The following is a 19,616-nucleotide window of genomic DNA, read 5'->3' as shown; positions in this document are numbered from 1 at the left end:
CTGCTATGGTATATGTAGTCTTTTGCTTAATTTGTTACACAATCATTCGATAAAAAAGACAAATAAATTTTATTCTAAGAGTGCTTCGATTGAATAATAATGAACCGTTATTTCGAATTCAATCAGAAAAAGTTAAGAAAGTGTAGCAAAAATATTTCTTATATTCGCCTTAAGAATATCCAGATTGTAATTCATCTGAGCAAAAAATAACGAAACAAAATAATGATAGAGTCAAACCAGTTGCTTTTCTTTTTTAGTGCTTTAGGAGCATTTAATGGTTTTATACTTTCGATCTATTTTGCTATAAATGCCAAAAAGAAAAACTTCACCAACTATTTTTTAGCATTACTCCTACTGGTTTTAAGTATCAGAATTCTTAAATCGGTTTTTTTCTTTTTTAATCCGCATTTGTCTAATATTTTTATTCAAATAGGTCTTTCGGCCTGCGTTCTAATTGGGCCTTTTCTTTATTTATATTTAAAATCATATAAAAAAGAAGAAAAACTAAATTGGGCAAAACATGTTATATCCTATTTGACAGCAATTACCATTTTAGGATTTTTTTACCCTTATGTTGAGCATCGGGCCATTTGGAGTAATTGGATTGTATGTGTCATTTATTCGCAATGGTTCATTTATATTGTTTTGTCATTCAAATACCTTCGCCCTATTTTTATAAAAATCAAAGAAAAAGAGACCTTAAAAAGAATAGATGTTTGGTTTCTGAGTATTTATTTTGGCGTTGCATTTATATGGTTGGCCTATAGCATGGCAGCTTATACTTCGTACATTGTTGGAGCTTTATCCTTTACGTTTATTTTGTATTTAATTGTTTTGCTTTTAATTTTTAAAACAAATAGTGAATCGACTTTTTTTAATGAAAAAGAGAAATACAAAAACAAAGAAATTGACAAGGAAACTTTGCATCTGATCGATCAGAAATTGTTGGTTATAATTGAAAAAGAACTTTTTCTTAATCCAAATTTTAGCCTTGAAGAAGCTGCTAAAGAATTAAAAGTAACAAAACATATACTGTCTCAATATATCAATGAAGTATTGGGCAAATCCTTCTCAAACCTAATTAAAGAATACAGAATCGAGAAAGCAAAAAAATTATTGGAAACCGAAACGAATTATACGATCGAAAATTTAGGTTACGATAGTGGTTTCAATTCAAAATCGGCTTTCTTTACTGCCTTTAAAAAAACAACCGGCTTAACCCCTGCCGAATATCAAAAATCATACTTAAAATGAGTTTGATATTATAAAATCAGAGTTCTAATTTATAAATTAAGACCTCTAAAACATTTCTATACTGCAAATTTGCTCTCATTATTAATAACTTAAAATTTTAAAAATGAGAAAAGTGTTTTTGTTTGTTTCCGTTATTGTTTTGTCTCTTAATGTAAATGCTCAGGTAAGTGATACTACGAATGATTTGGCTTTGATTGAAAAAACGATCAATTTGTACTTAGAAGGGCAAGCTACGGGAGATTCCATAAAAGTAGGTTCGTCATTTCATGATACCTGGCAATTGAAATATTTTGCTGATGATAAAGTGAATGTCGTAACTAAATCGAAATACATTACTGGCTTTCAAAAACACGACAGACCCAAGAATTGGTCGGCTCGAACTGTATTTGTCGATATAACCAACAATGTGGCCGTTGCAAAAGTAGAAATCAGTACTGCAACGCTGTTATTTGTAGATTATTTTCATTTTATAAAAACAAATCAGGGTTGGCTAATTGTAGATAAAATTTCGGCCCGAACACCTCATAAAACAGTAGAAGCAACAGTAGCTAAAGCAAAATAATACTCCCTGTGTCTTCAATTCAAAACCTTATAATTTTTCAGTAAATGAATAAAATAATAATCGTATTACTTGTTATTGCAGGTTTAAAGCCTATAGTTACAAATGCACAAAACAAGATCTTGTTTGTAACTTCGAATCAGGATTTTTATGGAAACACTAAAATTCCAACGGCGAATCACTTCGAAGAAATTATCGTACCTTATGATTTGTTTATAAAAGCCGGGTATACAGTTGATTTTATTAGTCCAAATGGTGGAGCTATCCCTATTGGCTACATAAATACATCTGATAATCTGCAAAAAAAATATTTGTACGACGGTTGGTTTATGGATAAATTAGAACGTACTAAGAAACCCGCTGAAATTAGATCCGAAGACTATTCGGCGATTTTTTATAGTGGCGGCGGTGCAGCAATGTTCGGAGTTGCAGATGACCTTACGATTCAAAAAATTGCAAAAAGTATTTACAGTAAAAACGGTGTTATTGCTGCAATTTGCCACGGAACAGCCGGAATTATCAATTTGAAGGATGAAAAGAAAAAATCGCTTTATGCAGGAAAAAAAATTACAGGATATCCCACTATTTTCGAAAATAAAGAAGCCGAATATTATAAAGCATTTCCGTTCTCGATAGACAAAGAAATTACACGTAATATGGGGAAATTTGTGTATTCTGATCAAGGCGGAGATGCGTTTTATATTGTTGACGGCAGGTTTGTGACCGGGCAAGATCCTAGTTCTGGTGTAAATGTGGCAAATGAGGTGATTAAAATTTTAAAATCTCATTCAAAAAGCACTAATACTTTTGCAATAAGTGATTTAGAACAAATTACAGAAATATTACTCGATTACATTGAAGGAACGGCAAACGGACAGCCCGAAAGATTACGCAAAGCTTTTGATCCTAATTTTAATTTATACACTGTGGCAAAAGATACTTTATGGATTCGTTCAGGAGAACGATATATTGCTAACATAAAAACGGGAGAAAAGACAAACAGAATTGGAAGCATTGTTTCTATTGATATTGAAAAAGATACTGCAATAGCAAAAGCAGAAATTGTAATACCGAATCAGCGAACTTTTACCGATTATTTTTTAATACTGAAATATAAGGGCAACTGGAAAATAGTGCATAAAAGCTATTCCTGGAAAGAATTGCCAAAAACAGAAAAGACATAAATGTAGTAGAAAGTAAAAATCACATTAAAAAACTCCTTAACTTATTTAAGGAGTTTTTTGTTATTGCTAAAAGCAATTTATTGGCTTATTTATACTAGCTTAGATATAATTTTATCACGAGCTATTTTTTTCTTCTTAGAACTTTACAAAAATGAAATTGAAACTGGTATTTTGCATATTGATGTTACTTATTGTGCTTTTTAGCTGTAATCAAAATAGCAGGAAGAAAGCCGGTAACACTGCTGCTTCTGATACACTAAACACGACTATCAAATTTAATAAATTAGAAAAACTATTTGTAATTGGCGATTTTGACGGTAACGGAAAGCAGGATACTATTTTTCAGCATAATTATTCAAAACAAACCAAAACTGAAATTGAGAAATCTCCTGATCCTTTTGAAAATGATTGGGATATTGTCGAAAAATGGTTTTACAGCCAAAAAGCAGATTTGTATTTGACGATAAATAAACCGAATCCTGATACATTGCATTTGGGTACAGCGCAAGGGTTTTATTGCTTAATTAATATTGGCGATACTAATGGCGATCGCAAAGACGAAATTGCTTTAGTAATAGACAAATTAGACATGAGCAGAGTCAATAGTTGCGAAATATATTCGCTGTGTAATGAAAAATGGACACTATTGAAGCAGTTTGGAATTCACGAGGATTCGTTTGATTTTAGTAGTAATAAAAAGCCGATTTTTAATGTTATAAAAGGTTATCTGGAAAAACAAAATGGTAAATGGTTCTATAAAGACTATTTACAACAGAGCTATGAAAATGAAGAAGAAGTTGGAAAAATGAGACAACTTAAACTGGTTAAATGTAATTGAAAATCTTAGCGGATTTAAATTGATCTGTCATTTACCACTTAAAACTTTCTTTCAAAAGAAACGCCATTGAATCGATAAACACCACTCGGACTTGCTCCTCCAAGCCATAATTCTCCTTTTTTGCTTTTATAAATAGTCCAAATATGGTTGCTTTCTACTCCATCCTCTTTAGTGAAATTTTGCACAGACTTACCATCGTATCTCCATACACCGGATCCTGCAGTTCCAAACCAGATATTTCCTAATTTATCTTCTCCTATAGAAAAAACTTTTTCAAGCGAATTGCCTTTGGTTTCCTCTTTTTTTAGTTTTTGCTGCTTTGTGAAATTAACTACTTTTTTTCCATCATATTTCAAAACACCAATTCCATTATTACCTATCCAAAGATTTCCTTTGCTGTCTGCCATTATGCTGCGGGCATGCAAATGTCCTGTTTGATCATTTAGCTCTAAAAAGGCATCATCTATTATTTTAAAATCTGAGTCATTATACCCAATCACAGCACCAAAAGTCCCAAACCAAAGCGTTCCATTTTTACTTCTCACAAAATTGGTTGAAATTGAATAGTGATTCTCTTGTCCAGGTTTTGTTTTAACAGGTAATGCACGATAAGAAAGTTCTTTTCCGTCGTACTGATACACGCCCGGGTTTCCTTCGATTTTATTGTAGGCTTCTATTGCATCACCTTTAAACCAAAGATCATTGTCGTTTAGTTTCCATTCGTTTTTTGAATTATAATTTGTTTCAGTGTATTTAACCATTTTCTGTCCATCGTAAATACTTAATCCTTTGCCACATTCAAACCAAATTACTCCATTTTTATCTTCATAAATATTCCTGACCTGATTATGGCTTAATCCGTTTTCTATCGTAAAATATTGAAGCTTCCCATTACGAAGCAAGCATACTCCTTCATTGTAACTGCCAAACCAAATATTTCCTTTACTATCTTCTAATATGGAACGAATTCCGGTGGTGTATTTTAATCTTGTGGCGCCGATTTCACTTTTGTTTTCAGCCTTATTAGATCGGTTTTGATTATTACAAGAGATGGTTGTAGCAATCAGAAATGTGCAGAAAAGGCTGAATATGTATTGGTAGTATTTTATTTTCATATTAAAAAGTCCTGTTTTCCATGATGTAAAATTTGTATTTAGCCATCGTATATTAAGTATGTTCACTATGCAATGTACTATAAAGTTTTAAAGAAGAATATTGTGACGTGTATTTATTTCAACTTGAATGGATTAATTATGTAGAATAAAGATTTTTGTTATATTTAGCATGAAAACTATCGTACAGCTCAAAGCTTTCTTATTTTAATGCCATTTGAGGCTGAAATAAACGAGTTAGGAAAAATTATAAGCGAAACTGAAAACCATCTTTAATGAAAAAAATATCTTTCTTACTCCTATTACTTTTATTTGTTTCATGTAGCACAAACAGAAATTTTTGCGGAACATATAGATCTAATTTTGCACAGCTTGGTTTTTTTGTGACCCAAATAAAATTTAATGCTGACAGTACGGTAAAATTTAATAAAGCCGGAGATTTGATGAACGAAGACTTAACAGGGAAATTTAAAATCTCCAGAAATAACACTGTCTATATAGAGTTTGACAAGCTAAAATACAATGATGCACCAGATACTTTGTCACTGACTGAATTAATGGAAAAACCAATTGATACCAATCAGTTTCAAAATATGCATTTATATGATTTAAAATTTGAAAATGGAATTCCTTATCATTTAAAATATAAAATAAAACATAATAAGCTTCTGGTATACAATATACAAACAGGTAAAATTGTGCGAAGAAGCAAAGGTTCAAAAAATACTGCAAAATTTTATTTAAAGAAAATAGGTAATTAACGGTATTAAGTTACAGGTAATATAATTTGATGAAATCCAACATTAACAACTGGCAAACATAATGTGCAGGACTTATAATAAGATTGGTTCACTAACAGCTTTAAAATTACATTTAGAGGAAAGAAATGTTCATGACTTCAAATCATTAAAGGAGGTTATTGATTTTCAGAAATCATATGCAATTTTCCGACAGCAATTAATTTCTTATCACGAAAATCTGATTGAGGAAGAAAAAAATATGCTCAACATAGATTTGCCGGATTTAGAAACAGCAATCGAAACAAAAAAACAAGAATCGGTTCTAAGATTGACAAATGAAATTGATGAGCTGAAACAACAATTAAGTATTTTAATTGCCAATCCTTCAAAAAGCTTTTTTCAAAAATTATCCAATGATTTAAAACATTTGAACTATAAAAAAAAAATTAAACATAAAGAACATAATTTTGAAATTCAGGTAAAAATATCAATTAGGGAACTAGTTGAAAATTATCAAATTAAAAGCAATCGTCATCAATTTATCATTTCAGATTTTAATGAAGCTGTAAAGCAAAGTGTTCAACAACCTTTATCAGAACTTGAAAGAAAAAAAACGACAATAGATGAGTTCAACAGTTATATTTATGGTGCGTTAGGAGAACAAAAAGTAGTTAAAACATTAGAAACTCTATCGGATGAGTATTTTTTGATTAATGACTTTTCAGTTTCATTTTCACCTGCAATCTATAATAGACAAGAAAATGATTATATAAAGTCCGTTCAGATTGACCATATACTTGTAGGGCCAGCTGGAATATTTCTTATTGAGACAAAGAATTGGAGTGAAAAATCATTACAAAATTTGAGCTTACGATCACCTGTAGAGCAAATTAAAAGAACAAGTTTTGCATTGTTTTATCTACTTAATAATGACGTGAGTAGTTATCATTTAAGTTTAGATGCACATCATTGGGGTGACAAAAAAATACCAATAAAAAATCTCATTGTTTTAACTAACACAAAACCAAAAGAAGAGTTTCAGTTTGTGAAGATTCTGACTGTCAGTGAGCTTCTGGGTTATGTAAACTATTTTAAACCAATATTTTCGTATAATGAGACAAAGATGATAGCCGACATGATTTTACGAATTAATGAAAAGTAGTAGAAAATCTCATATAGTTAAATACGAATAAGTAATACATAAAAAAAACTCCTTAATTTCTTAATGAGTTTCTTGGTGGGCGATGATAGCTTGTTCCGATTTTTTATCGGAAGGTTCGAACCCCCTACCACTTCCGATGAAAAATCGGAATGCTCCGAAGCAGCTGAGCTAATCTTTTTTAGATATTAATTCCTGAATCTTAATTCTGCTTTTCCAAGATTTAATTTGTAATTCTCTTTTATGCGCTAACTCTTTGGTATTATAGTTTTCCGTATAAATAACTTTCCAATCATTGACATTTCCGGTAAAACCTTTGCTTTTTTGATTATGCCTAATAATTCTTTCGTTTAGATTGGAAGTAAATCCGATATAAAATTTATTCTTGCTTTCGCTGAATAATATATAAACAATGAATTCCATGATTTTACAAAATAAAAAAACTCCAAAATCAAATGATTTTGGAGTTTTTGGAAGTTTGTGGGCGATGAGGGGTTCGAACCCCCGACCCCCTCGGTGTAAACGAGGTGCTCTGAACCAGCTGAGCTAATCGCCCTATTTTACTAGGTTGCTATCGTTTGTGATTGCGAGTGCAAATATACAGCTAGATTTTGTATTTGCAAGCCTTTTTAGAAAAAAAGTGAAATAAATTTTAATGATTTTATTTACTAATCTATTTTTCAGCTTTTTAAAAATGAAATAAAATTTGCGATTGCTGCACATTTAGTTAAAAACACAAATCAACACCCCTAATTTATAATATTGTTTTGTGTTCACTTGCTATAATCCTATATTTGCGTACCTTAATTGTATACTCAAATGGCAAGATTTAAAGAAAATGATTTACCAAAATCAAAAATTACCGCTACTTCACTTAACAAAGCAACCATAATATTCAAATACGCCGGAAAACACCAATGGAAATTTTATGTTGGTTTGGTTTTCCTGTTACTTACAGGAGCCACTGCCCTAGCCTTTCCTAAATTAATGGGAATGTTAATTGATTGTGTCAAGAACAAAGATAACGATCAGGCCAATCAAATTGCATTGGGATTAATCGTGATCCTGTTTCTACAATCCTTCTGTTCTTTCTTCAGATTATCATTATTTGTCAATTTTACCGAAAACACATTAGCAAACCTACGTTTGTCTTTATATACCAATTTAGTAAAATTGCCAATGACCTTCTTTTCCCAAAAAAGAGTTGGAGAGTTAAATAGCCGTATTAGTGCCGATATTACTCAAATACAAGATACGTTAACATCAACAATTGCAGAGTTTTTACGTCAATTCATACTAATTATTGGAGGCGTTATTTTATTGGCTACAGAAAGCTTTAAATTAACCTTACTAATGTTGGCCGTAGTTCCTCTCGTAGCGGTTGCCGCCGTAATCTTTGGTCGTTTTATTAGAAAATATTCTAAACAAGTACAAGATCAGGTGGCAGAAAGCCAGGTTATTGTAGAAGAAACGATGCAGGGAATTAGTATTGTAAAAGCTTTTGCTAACGAATGGTATGAAGTTGCCCGTTATAAAGGAAAAATAAGCGAAGTGGTAAAACTGGCTATCAAAGGCGGTAAATACCGTGGTTACTTTGCCTCTTTTATCATTTTCTGTTTGTTTGGTGCCATCGTAGCTGTAGTTTGGTATGGTGTACGTTTAAGCATTGCCGGCGAAATGAGCGTAGGACAATTAATTTCATTTGTATTGTACTCAACATTTGTAGGAGCTTCTTTTGGAGGAATTGCCGAATTATATGCGCAAATTCAAAAAGCGATTGGTGCTACCGAAAGAGTTTTTGAATTACTTGAAGAAACTCCTGAAAAAATAAATGCAACGCAAAATGGAGAACCTTTAGAAAAAATCAAAGGAAATGTTTCTTTCAAAAACGTTGCTTTTAGTTATCCTTCAAGAAAAGAAGTTCAGGTGCTTAAAGATGTAAACTTCACTGCCGAATTCGGACAGAAAATTGCGATTGTCGGACCAAGTGGAGCCGGAAAATCTACTATATCTTCTTTATTATTGCGTTTTTACGATATCGAATCAGGCGAAATTACCGTTGACGGAAAAAATATTTACGATTATGATTTAGAAAATCTTCGTGGCAATATGAGTATCGTACCTCAGGATGTTATTTTATTTGGTGGAACCATAAAAGAAAATATAGCCTACGGAAAACCCGATGCAACCGATGAAGAAATTATGCTGGCTGCAAAACAAGCCAATGCTTTGAATTTTGTTGAAGGTTTCCCTGAAAAATTCGAAACCGTCGTAGGAGAACGCGGTGTGAAATTGTCCGGAGGTCAGCGTCAGCGTATTGCGATTGCCAGAGCATTGCTTAAAAACCCAAGTATTTTAATTTTAGATGAGGCGACATCATCTTTGGATAGTGAAAGCGAAAAATTAGTTCAGGAAGCGTTAGAAGTTTTGATGGAAGGAAGAACAAGTATTATTATTGCTCACCGTCTGTCAACTATTAGAAATGCTGATAAAATTTTAGTTTTAGATAATGGAAAAATAACCGAAGAAGGTACACATCAGGAATTAATAAATCTTGAAAACGGTACTTATAAAAACCTAAGTAATCTTCAATTTAGCAACTATTAAAAACTAAAAGCCTATAATTAATTTTAAATACAACTAAATGCCACATTTAAGACTCGCCCTGATTTTATTATTTATTATCCTAAACACCATAAGTGTTCTTGCTCAGGAAAAACCTTTTAACGTTGTAAATATCACTCCCGACGGTTCGAAATATATCAAATTTGGAATGAATCTTCAGGTTTGGGGAAGATATTCAGAATTGAATCCTAATAGTAAAATTGGAACTACAGAGGTCAATGATGCCTATGATATTGTAATTAGACGTCTGCGCTTACAAGCCATGGGAATGCTTACGGATAATATCTTTTTTCACCTTCAGTTAGGGCAAAATAATATTAATTTCACCCAAAATAACGGCCCTTCAAATGCACCTCTTTCTGTAATGGATGCCTTGGGAGAATATCATTTTAACGAAAAACTTCATATTGGTGGTGGATTAACCGCTTGGGGAGCAGGAACAACCCGTTATTCGGCAAATAGTTCTTCTTCGCAACTTACTTTAGATACGCCAATGTATCAGCAATTTGCCAATACATCATCAACTTTTGGAAATCGAAATTTAAGTATTTATGCAAAAGGATATTTAGGAAAATTTAATTACCGTGCAGCAATTACAAATCCGTATCGAAATTCAAACAATAATCTTGGATTAAATTCTACCGTAAGTACTGAAACTCCAAGAGCACAATATTCCGGAATTCTAACGTATTCTTTCCTGGATAAGGAGTCACTTGAAGATGCGTATCATAAAGGAACTTATTTAGGAACAAAAAAGGTTTTCAATGTAGCGTTAGGTTATATGACGCAAGCCAAAGCGATGTGGCATTTAACGCCGGATGCAACTGTAGCTTATGATGATATGAAGGTTTTAGGATTTGATGTTTTTTATGATAGTCCAATTAACACTAAAGGAGCTGCACTAACAGCTTATGCGGCTTTTAATAATAATGATTACGGTAAAAACTATATTCAGTCTGTAAATACACCAAATCCTGCAATTGGAGATAATACGTTAATTAATGGTTCTGGTGCCGGATTTATTGGCGTTGGTACTGGAAATATTTATTATGCTCAATTAGGATATCTTTTTGGTAAATCAGATAATGAAGCTAAAAAAGGTCGTTTTCAGCCTTACGCAGCAACACAAATTGCCGATTTAGAAGCTTTAGACACACCAATGACAATGTATGAATTGGGTGTTAATTATTATACAACCGGAACTTTGGGGCCAAAGTTTAGTTTGAATTACCAAAACAGAGCAGTTTACGACAAAACACTTATTGGCGCATACAAACAAAGCGATCGCTTAGGAATGGTCGTTTTACAATGCCAGGTTTCTTTCTAAAAAAGCTTAAAAATTCCAATAAAAAAAAATCCAAACTCCAATTGTTAAGATTGGAATTTGGATTTTTTTTTATGTAAACTGTAAACCGAGACTGAGACTAAAAACTACTTCCCTTTTCTACGTTTACGTTCTGCTTTAATCATAGACAATTCGCGGCTTGTTTGCCCGGCTACCGAAGTATTTTCTTCAGCACGACGAATCAGGTACGGCATAACATCTTTTACAGGTCCAAATGGCAAATACTTCGCTACATTATAACCGTTTTCAGCAAGGTTGTAACTAATATTATCACTCATTCCGTATAATTGTCCAAACCAGATTTTGTTATCATTTTTGGCAATTCCTTTTTCCTGCATCATTTCCATCAATTTATAAGAACTCAATTCGTTGTGAGTTCCTGCAAAAATTGACATTATTTCTAAATGCTCTAACATATAATGTACAGCAGCATCATAATTTATATCTGTAGCTTCTTTAGAAACACAAATTGGCGAAACATAATTTTTCTCTTCCGCACGTTTGTTTTCTTTTTCCATGTAAGCACCACGAACCAATTTCATCCCGATAAAGAAACCTTCTTTTTTGGCAACTTCATGTAGATTTTTTAAATAATCCAAACGATCCCAACGGTACATTTGTAAAGTATTAAAAACAATCGCTTTCTCTTTGTTGTATTTGCGCATCATCTCGGTAACCAAATCATCAGCAGCATCCTGCATCCAGCTTTCTTCACCATCAATTAATAAAGCCACATCTTTTTTGTGCGCTTCACCACAAACATGATCAAAACGGGCTACTACTCTATCCCACTCTGCTTGTTCTGCCGGAGTCAACGTTTGTTTTTCTCCTAATTTTTCATACAATTCAAAACGACCAAAACCTGTTGGCTTAAATACAGCAAACGGAATCGCTAAACGTTCTTTGGCAAATTCAATCGTTTTTAAAGTCATTTCTAAAGCAGCATCAAATTGCTCCTCTTCTTCTTTTCCTTCAACAGAATAATCTAATACAGATGAAACACCTTTGGTAAACATTTTGTCTACGACTGTAATACAATCATTTTCGTTTACACCACCACAAAAATGGTCAAAAACAGTTGCACGAATTAATCCTTCTACCGGAAGATTTGCTTTTATAGCAAAATTGGTAACAGCAGTTCCTATCCTTACTAAAGGTTGGCTGTCGATCATTTTAAAAAGAAAATAAGCTCTGTCAAGTTCTGTATCGCTTTTTAACGAAAATGCAACTTGGGTGTTATCGAATATTTTTTCCATTAAGGTCAGTTTTTTGTGCAAATATAGATAGAGTTTTGAATATTATTTACTAAAACATAGCATAATTTTTAATATCGATAACAAAATTATGTAATACCTTAATTTATTAAGTAAGAGTTTACGTTATTATGAAATATTGGTTTTAAAAAATTAAAAACAAATAACCCAAACCTTAATTAGAATCATTCATTTTAAAACAAATTAGAACAAAACTTTGAATATTATTTAGTTAAAAATGCCTTATTTTGCGGTTTCAATTAACTACAGAAATATGCAATCGATTCAAGCTAATAATTATCTCGTGCATTTTAACCAAAATGCCTACGAAGCCCTAAATAATCATTTAAAAGAAAATAAATACTCTAATTTGTTTATTATAGTTGATAATGAAACAAATGAGTATTGTTTACCAAAGTTTTTGCCTTTACTTGAAACCGATTTAACAATAGAAATTATTGAGTTTGAATCTGGTGAAATCAATAAAAATATTGAAACCTGTATCGAAATCTGGAAGGTATTAACAGAACTTGGCGCTGATAGAAAATCACTTGTTATCAATCTTGGCGGCGGTGTAGTTACTGATTTAGGTGGATTTGTAGCTTCGACTTTCAAACGCGGAGTAGATTTTATTAATATCCCTACTACCCTATTATCTATGGTTGATGCCTCTGTAGGAGGTAAAACCGGAGTGGATTTAGGAAATCTTAAAAACCAAATTGGTGTTATCAACGTGCCTCAAATGGTGCTTATTGATACTAATTACCTTGAAACTTTACCACAAAGCGAAATGCGTTCCGGTTTGGCCGAAATGCTAAAACACGGTCTTATATATGATGCAGCGTACTGGAAACAATTTTTAGACTTAAAAGCCATTGATTTTGCTGATTTCGATGAATTAATATATCGTTCTGTAGAAATTAAAAATGATATTGTAATTCAGGATCCAACAGAGAAAAACATTCGTAAAGCACTGAATTTTGGTCACACTTTAGGTCACGCGATAGAAAGTTATTTTTTAGAAAGTGAATCCAAAAAAACATTGTTACATGGTGAAGCCATTGCGATTGGAATGATTTTGGAAAGTTATATCTCTTTACATAAAAACTTAATCACAGCAGACGAATATGCTGAAATTAAAACCGCAATTAAAAGCATTTATGACGATGTTATAATAGAAGAAAATGACATCGATCCGATCCTTGAATTGCTGATTCATGACAAAAAAAATGAATACGGTTTGATTCAATTTGCATTAATTGAAGGAATCGGGAAAATAAAAATTAATCAATCCGTTGAAAATAAATTGATTCTAGACGCGTTTCAAGATTATAAATCTTAAACTTTTTTTAATAAAAAGCTTTGCTTTAGGTATATATTATTTTTTACATTTGCCACGATGAAAACAAACAATAAACAAAGACAATTCAGTTCTTATAGAAACCGGCTCAATAGTTCCTTACTAAGGATGTTGAACCGTTTTTATAATAGTAAAAGTCCGCTTTGTTTTGATGTTTTTCAATGTTCAAAAGCAGAAAACGAAAAACTGCAAATTGTATTTGCGAATATTAGGGTTTGAATTTTAGATTTAGCACAGTTTACTAAATTAAAAAATTACAATTCTAAATATCGAAAACTAAATGAATACAAAATATTCTGATCTAATTAATCAAACTTACTATTTTCCACAAACGGAATTTAAATTAAACAAAGACAACTTACAATTTCACAATATCGATTTGATGAAATTGGTTGAACAATACGGTACGCCTTTAAAATTTACTTACTTACCACAAATTTCTGAAAACATCAACAAGGCAAAATCCTGGTTCAGAAAATCAATGGAAAAGAATAAATACGATGCTAAATACTACTATTGTTATTGCACGAAAAGCTCTCATTTTGAATATATTATGAATGAAGCTTTCAAGAATAACATTCACATTGAGACATCATCAGCTTTTGATGTTAATATAGTAGAAAATTTGCTTGAAAATGGTAAAATAAACAAAAGTACCTATGTTATTTGTAACGGATTTAAAAGAGACGAATACATTACTAATATAGCGCGATTAATCAATAGCGGACATAAAAATACTATTCCGATAATTGATAATTATGAAGAGCTGGATTTGTTACAGGCTGAAATTAAAGGGAAATTCAAAATTGGAATTCGTATTGCAGCTGAAGAAGAGCCTAAATTTGAGTTTTATACTTCAAGATTAGGGATTGGATACAAAAACATAGTTGCATTCTATAAAAAACAAATCCAGGAAAATGATAAATTAGAGCTTAAAATGCTTCACTTTTTCATTAATACCGGAATAAACGATACGTCATATTACTGGAATGAGTTGGTAAAATGTATCAAAGTATACATTGCACTTAAAAAGGAATGTCCTACTCTTGATGGCCTGAACATTGGAGGTGGTTTTCCAATTAAAAATTCATTGGCATTCGAATATGATTACCAATACATGATTGATGAAATTATCAATCAGATCAAAATAGCATGCGATGAAGCCGAAGTTGATGTTCCTAATATTTTTACTGAATTTGGATCATTTACTGTAGGTGAAAGCGGTGGCGCTATCTATCAGATTTTGTATCAAAAACAACAAAATGATAGAGAAAAATGGAATATGATCGATTCGTCTTTCATTACGACTTTGCCGGATACTTGGGCTATAAACAAACGTTTTATCATGCTGGCGGTCAACCGTTGGAATGATACTTACGAACGGGTTTTATTAGGAGGTTTGACTTGTGATAGTGACGATTATTACAACTCAGAGCAAAATATGAACGCCATTTATTTGCCTAAATATAACAAAGAAAAGCCATTGTATATTGGTTTCTTTAATACTGGTGCGTATCAGGAAACCATTGGAGGTTACGGTGGATTACACCACTGTTTGATTCCGCAGCCTAAACATATTTTAATAGATCGTGACGAAAATGGTATTTTAGCCACCGAAGTTTTCTCAGAACAACAAACTTCTGACGATGTATTGAAGATTTTAGGATATACTAAAAAAGTATAAAAAAAAACCTGTGAATTAAATGTTAATATCTATAAAATTATTAATTTGCAGTACCATCTAAAAGGTTAAACTTTTAATTCAAAAAAAAACAAAAAAAAACAAAAACAAAATGAAAGGACCAATCAGTCAGTTTATTGAAAAACATTATTTACACTTTAACTCTGCTTCTTTAGTTGATGCTGCAAAAGCATACGAACAACAATTGGCAAATGGTGCAAAAATGATGGTAAGTATGGCTGGCGCTATGAGTACAGCAGAAATTGGTAAAATTTTTGCCGAAATAATTAGACAAGATAAAGTACAGATTATTTCATGTACTGGAGCCAATCTAGAAGAAGACATCATGAATTTAGTAGCACACTCTCACTACGAAAGAGTGCCAAACTATCGTGATTTAACACCAGAAGACGAATGGGCTTTACTTGAAAGAGGATTAAACCGTGTTACAGATACTTGTATTCCTGAGCATGAAGCATTCCGTCGTTTACAAAAACACATTTACAAAATCTGGAAAGATGCTGATGACAAAGGAGAACGTTATTTTCCGCATGAATTCATGTATAAAATGTTGTTATCTGGCGTTTTAGAAGAATATTATGAAATAGATTTAAAAGATAGCTGGATGTATGCAGCTGCAGAGAAAAACTTACCTATTATTGTACCAGGTTGGGAAGATAGTACGATGGGGAACATCTTTGCTTCATATGTGATCAAGGGAGACTTAAAAGCTTCTACCATGAAGTCAGGAATCGAATATATGGTTTTCCTTTCAGACTGGTATCCAAAAAACAGTGCTAACGGAATTGGATTTTTCCAAATTGGTGGTGGTATTGCAGGAGATTTTCCTATTTGTGTGGTGCCAATGTTGTACCAGGATATGGAAATGCATGATATTCCGTTTTGGAGTTATTTCTGTCAGATTTCAGATTCAACAACAAGTTACGGATCATATTCCGGAGCGGTTCCTAACGAGAAAATCACTTGGGGTAAATTAGATATTAAAACTCCAAAATTCATTATTGAGTCGGATGCTACAATTGTTGCTCCGTTAATTTTTGCTTACTTATTAGATTTATAGGATATTTATGAAAAGAGTTATAGTAGACTACGCTAAACTTACCAACGAAATTTTGAACCTTTTGGTAGAAAAATTTCCTGATGGTTATGATGATTCGGATGTAATCCGTTTTAGAAATGCTAAAAACGAATTGATCGAAGCTGTTGAAGTTCGTACTGAAGACACTATTTATTTAGTAAAAATTAGTACTAAACTTGCTGACAGAATAGAGAATTACGATGAAGACGATGATATCGATGTAGATGTTGATGTAATCGAACCAGTAAAAGGTCTTGATCTTGATGACGATATTGATGATGACGATGACGATGATGCAATAGACAAACCAGATACTGACGGCGGAGATGATGATGACGATGAGGATAAAGATCCAGATGATATTGCTGACGAAGATGATGAAGACGACGAAGATTAATTCTCATCTTTCAAAATAAACTAAAGGAACTCTATTCGGGTTCCTTTTTTTATTAATTGCAGAAAATCATATTTTTTAAATATAAGAAAAATACTATATTTAAACTTTTATTATATTTAAAAATCAGTAAATATCAGCCTTATGAATTCAGAAATTTTACACGCCAAACTAAAAGAGAATTTCGGTTTTGAAAAATTCAGACCCAATCAGGAAACGATTATTAATACAATACTTTCAGGTCAGGATACTTTAGCAATAATGCCTACTGGTGGAGGAAAATCGATATGTTTTCAATTACCTGCTTTGGTTTTGCCAGGAATCACGATTGTTATTTCGCCTCTAATCGCTCTGATGAAAGATCAGGTTGACAGCTTAAAAACCAACGGAATCAATGCTTGTTATATCAATAGCAGCCAATCCAGCGAAGAGCAGCAATTTTATATTGATAATTTAAAATCTAACAAATTCAAACTCGTTTATATTGCACCGGAAAGCTTGTCTTATCTTGATGTTGTTTTCAATGAACTGACAGTCAGTTTAATTGCAATTGATGAAGCGCATTGTATTTCGTCATGGGGACACGATTTTCGTCCAGCTTACACTAATTTAGGGTATTTAAAAAGCCGCTTCCCTTCTACTCCTGTTCTGGCTTTGACAGCAACAGCTGATAAAGCGACGCGAACAGATATTACAAAGCAATTAAATTTAAGAAATCCTAAAACTTTTGTAGCTTCTTTTGATCGAAAAAACTTAAGTCTCGAAGTTCGCCCTGCACTAGATCGTGTAAAACAAATTATTGATTTTGTAGAAAATAAACCCAATGAATCCGGGATTGTTTATTGCTTAAGCCGAAAAACTACCGAGGAACTGGCATTGAAACTTCAAAAAAATGGCGTGAAAGCAAAAGCATATCATGCCGGTTTAGAAAATAAACTTCGTGCAAAAACGCAAGACGAATTTATAAACGACGATTGCCAGGTGGTTTGTGCTACCATTGCTTTTGGGATGGGAATAGACAAATCGAATGTTCGTTGGGTAATTCATTATAATTTACCTAAAAATATCGAAGGTTATTATCAGGAAATTGGTCGTGCCGGTCGTGACGGATTGCCTGCAGAAACTGTTTTGTTCGAAAGTTATGCTGATGTAATTCAGCTCCAGAAATTTGCATCCGAAGGATTGAATTCAGATGTTCAGCTGGCAAAGCTGGAAAGAATGAAACAATATGCCGATGCTTTGAGCTGTAGAAGAAAAATTCTTCTCTCCTACTTTGGTGAGCTCGTAAAAGAGAATTGCGGAAACTGCGATATTTGCAAAAATCCTCCAACTTTTTTCGATGGTACGATTCTCGCGCAAAAAGCATTGTCGGCCATTAGCCGTTTGCAGGAATCTGAGCCTTTGGCCGTAATTGTAGATTTTTTGCGTGGCTCGAAAAACGCGTATATCTACGAAAAAAATTATCAAGACTTAAAAACGTACGGAATTGGCGCTGATGTTTCATGGTACGATTGGAATCAATATTTAATTCAACTAATAAATTTAGGATATTGCGAAATTGCTTTTCATCAACATAATAAAATCTTACTTACCCCTTTTGCGAAAAAAGTTTTATTTGAAGGTGAAAAAGTAAAACTGAATACTGTTGTTAAAAAAGTAATTGATAAAAACGAAGTAAAAGAAACAAAAACCAAAGCGGCGAAAAGTTCTCTTTTTGAAATACTTCGAAAATTACGTTATGAAATTGCTAAAGATGAAGAAGTTCCGGCTTATGTCATTTTTAGTGATGCCGCGTTAAGGCATATGGAAACTTTTCGTCCTATGAGCGACGAAGAATTTCTGGCAATTGATGGTGTTGGTAAGGTAAAACTGGAAAAATATGGTCGGGAATTTATAGATGCGATTGTGTATTATGAAAATGCAAAAAAGACAATTGCAAAAGCTAAAAAAGAAGGCAACACTTATAAAACAACCTTAGAAATGTTCAAAAGAGGTGATACAGTTGAAGAAATTGCAGGAAAAAGAAACCTCGGACAAACTACGATTGTTTCTCATTTAGCAAAATTATATGTTGACGGTAATGATATCGATTTAAGCCCCTTTGTAACTGATGATGAAGTAAAATTACTTCATAAAGCACAAGTTGAATTAGAATATCCAACTGCCTTAAGGCCTTATTATGAATATTTTGAAGAAAAAATGTCTTATGATAAAATCAGGTTTGGGCTTGCTATTGTAGAGAGGAATAAGTAATGTCATTGCAAGGAACGAAGCAATCTCAATAGGGATTCGACAAAAGTTATGCTCATTTTTGTCATCCTGAGCGAAGTCGAAGGATCTCACCAGAATCTACGCAAGTGAAGTCTCCAATCTTTGTCGAATTCCTAGTGTGATCCTTCCTTCGTCAGGATGACAAACTCAAAAAAGATGTAAAAGAAAATCCTGTGGAAAAACATTCTTCACAGGATTTTTTTATATTAAAAAAGTAAACTTACAAATACCTTTCTTCGAAAACTTTTTGATGGTGTTTTTGATGTCCGATAATTACAAAACCTAAAGCGCCTGCCGAAATTTGATGTGTCGAAGCAGTTCCAACTCTTTTAAGTTGCTCTTCACATAAACTTTTGTAAAACAATAAAGTCGAATGCCTTAAAGCAGAAAGTTCAGTTAATAATTCCTGAATACTTCTTTTGTTTGCGGCAGTATTGTCAACATAATCATTTTCTTCAAATCCCGGTAAAGCAGTTTTATCGTTTCTTGAAAAACGCAAAGCGCGATAAACAAAAATACGCTCGCAATCGATCAAATGTTGAATAATATCTTTGATAGTCCATTTGCCTTCGGCATAGCGATAATCAAATTTATCCAGGGGAATATTTTGAACAAATCGAATAAAATCATGAAGAGAAATTTCTAATTCCTCGATTAAATTAATTTCTCCGGCTTCGCGAACATAATTCGCAAAAGGACCTGAATATTCTGTTTCCAATAACTGATTTGAATTCATATGTAT

At 32.6% G+C, this 19,616-nt stretch carries 17 protein-coding genes and 1 tRNA gene; 13 read left to right on the top strand and 5 right to left on the bottom strand.

Going from position 1 to position 19,616, the window contains the following annotated elements; all coding sequences use genetic code 11:
• Window positions 1-222: 222 nt before the first annotated feature.
• The 4 genes from ACIDC4_RS05725 to ACIDC4_RS05710 all read left to right on the top strand — a co-directional run bounded on the left by ACIDC4_RS05725 (window position 223) and on the right by ACIDC4_RS05710 (window position 3,835).
• Window positions 223-1,254, top strand: a complete 1,032-nt coding sequence (locus tag ACIDC4_RS05725) for a helix-turn-helix domain-containing protein (protein ID WP_412042134.1) — start codon at window positions 223-225, stop codon at window positions 1,252-1,254.
• A gap of 103 nt (window positions 1,255-1,357) precedes the next feature.
• The gene (locus ACIDC4_RS05720) at window positions 1,358-1,816 is read left to right on the top strand and encodes a nuclear transport factor 2 family protein (RefSeq protein ID WP_412042133.1); all 459 of its coding nucleotides are present in this window, start codon (window positions 1,358-1,360) and stop codon (window positions 1,814-1,816) included.
• A gap of 44 nt (window positions 1,817-1,860) precedes the next feature.
• Window positions 1,861-2,997, top strand: coding sequence for a nuclear transport factor 2 family protein (locus ACIDC4_RS05715; protein ID WP_412042132.1), 1,137 nt, complete (start codon window positions 1,861-1,863; stop codon window positions 2,995-2,997).
• A gap of 151 nt (window positions 2,998-3,148) precedes the next feature.
• Window positions 3,149-3,835, top strand: coding sequence for a hypothetical protein (locus tag ACIDC4_RS05710; protein ID WP_412042131.1), 687 nt, complete (start codon window positions 3,149-3,151; stop codon window positions 3,833-3,835).
• A gap of 38 nt (window positions 3,836-3,873) precedes the next feature.
• Here ACIDC4_RS05710 and ACIDC4_RS05705 read toward each other — a convergent pair whose 3' ends face one another.
• Entirely contained in the window at window positions 3,874-4,950 is a 1,077-nt protein-coding gene (locus ACIDC4_RS05705) for a ligand-binding sensor domain-containing protein (protein ID WP_412042130.1), read from the bottom strand.
• Between the two features lie 272 nt (window positions 4,951-5,222).
• On the opposite strand from ACIDC4_RS05705, the gene ACIDC4_RS05700 reads away from it, so the two are divergent.
• On the top strand, window positions 5,223-5,708 hold the full coding sequence (locus ACIDC4_RS05700) for a hypothetical protein (RefSeq protein WP_412042129.1): 486 nt from the start codon (window positions 5,223-5,225) through the stop codon (window positions 5,706-5,708).
• A gap of 61 nt (window positions 5,709-5,769) precedes the next feature.
• Window positions 5,770-6,849, top strand: coding sequence for a nuclease-related domain-containing protein (locus ACIDC4_RS05695; protein WP_412042128.1), 1,080 nt, complete (start codon window positions 5,770-5,772; stop codon window positions 6,847-6,849).
• A gap of 168 nt (window positions 6,850-7,017) precedes the next feature.
• Here ACIDC4_RS05695 and ACIDC4_RS05690 read toward each other — a convergent pair whose 3' ends face one another.
• Together ACIDC4_RS05690 and ACIDC4_RS05685 are read right to left on the bottom strand one after the other, a co-directional pair.
• Entirely contained in the window at window positions 7,018-7,269 is a 252-nt protein-coding gene (locus ACIDC4_RS05690) for a GIY-YIG nuclease family protein (protein ID WP_412042127.1), read from the bottom strand.
• 58 nt (window positions 7,270-7,327) lie between these two features.
• Window positions 7,328-7,402: transfer RNA gene (locus tag ACIDC4_RS05685), tRNA-Val, on the bottom strand.
• Window positions 7,403-7,665: 263 nt separating this feature from the next.
• Between ACIDC4_RS05685 and ACIDC4_RS05680 the strand changes: the two genes are divergently transcribed.
• Entirely contained in the window at window positions 7,666-9,453 is a 1,788-nt protein-coding gene (locus ACIDC4_RS05680) for an ABC transporter ATP-binding protein (RefSeq protein ID WP_230038759.1), read from the top strand.
• Window positions 9,454-9,490: 37 nt separating this feature from the next.
• On the top strand, window positions 9,491-10,798 hold the full coding sequence (locus tag ACIDC4_RS05675; protein WP_412042126.1) for a porin family protein: 1,308 nt from the start codon (window positions 9,491-9,493) through the stop codon (window positions 10,796-10,798).
• Between the two features lie 104 nt (window positions 10,799-10,902).
• Here the strand turns inward: ACIDC4_RS05675 and ACIDC4_RS05670 are convergent, their stop codons facing one another.
• On the bottom strand, window positions 10,903-12,072 hold the full coding sequence (locus ACIDC4_RS05670) for a proline dehydrogenase family protein (RefSeq protein ID WP_263758947.1): 1,170 nt from the start codon (window positions 12,070-12,072) through the stop codon (window positions 10,903-10,905).
• 271 nt (window positions 12,073-12,343) lie between these two features.
• On the opposite strand from ACIDC4_RS05670, the gene aroB reads away from it, so the two are divergent.
• The 5 genes from aroB to recQ all read left to right on the top strand — a co-directional run bounded on the left by aroB (window position 12,344) and on the right by recQ (window position 18,856).
• The gene (gene aroB / locus ACIDC4_RS05665) at window positions 12,344-13,411 is read left to right on the top strand and encodes a 3-dehydroquinate synthase (RefSeq protein WP_412042125.1); all 1,068 of its coding nucleotides are present in this window, start codon (window positions 12,344-12,346) and stop codon (window positions 13,409-13,411) included.
• A gap of 298 nt (window positions 13,412-13,709) precedes the next feature.
• The gene (locus ACIDC4_RS05660; RefSeq protein WP_412042124.1) at window positions 13,710-15,113 is read left to right on the top strand and encodes a type III PLP-dependent enzyme domain-containing protein; all 1,404 of its coding nucleotides are present in this window, start codon (window positions 13,710-13,712) and stop codon (window positions 15,111-15,113) included.
• Window positions 15,114-15,222: 109 nt separating this feature from the next.
• Complete coding sequence (locus ACIDC4_RS05655) at window positions 15,223-16,191, top strand: deoxyhypusine synthase family protein (protein WP_056253513.1); 969 nt, start codon at window positions 15,223-15,225, stop codon at window positions 16,189-16,191.
• 7 nt (window positions 16,192-16,198) lie between these two features.
• Window positions 16,199-16,606 (top strand): DNA primase, encoded by a 408-nt coding sequence (locus tag ACIDC4_RS05650; RefSeq protein ID WP_230038769.1) that lies wholly within the window; start codon window positions 16,199-16,201, stop codon window positions 16,604-16,606.
• 141 nt (window positions 16,607-16,747) lie between these two features.
• Window positions 16,748-18,856 carry a DNA helicase RecQ gene (recQ, locus tag ACIDC4_RS05645; RefSeq protein ID WP_412042123.1) on the top strand — a complete coding sequence of 703 codons (2,109 nt, stop codon included), beginning with the start codon at window positions 16,748-16,750 and terminating at the stop codon, window positions 18,854-18,856.
• A gap of 238 nt (window positions 18,857-19,094) precedes the next feature.
• Here recQ and ACIDC4_RS05640 read toward each other — a convergent pair whose 3' ends face one another.
• Window positions 19,095-19,610 (bottom strand): DinB family protein, encoded by a 516-nt coding sequence (locus ACIDC4_RS05640; RefSeq protein WP_412042122.1) that lies wholly within the window; start codon window positions 19,608-19,610, stop codon window positions 19,095-19,097.
• Between the last annotated feature and the right edge of the window lie 6 nt (window positions 19,611-19,616).

The sequence above is a fragment of the Flavobacterium sp. C3NV genome (assembly GCF_046825355.2).
Lineage (GTDB): Bacteria > Bacteroidota > Bacteroidia > Flavobacteriales > Flavobacteriaceae > Flavobacterium.
This window is presented reverse-complemented; position numbering and strand designations above follow the sequence as displayed.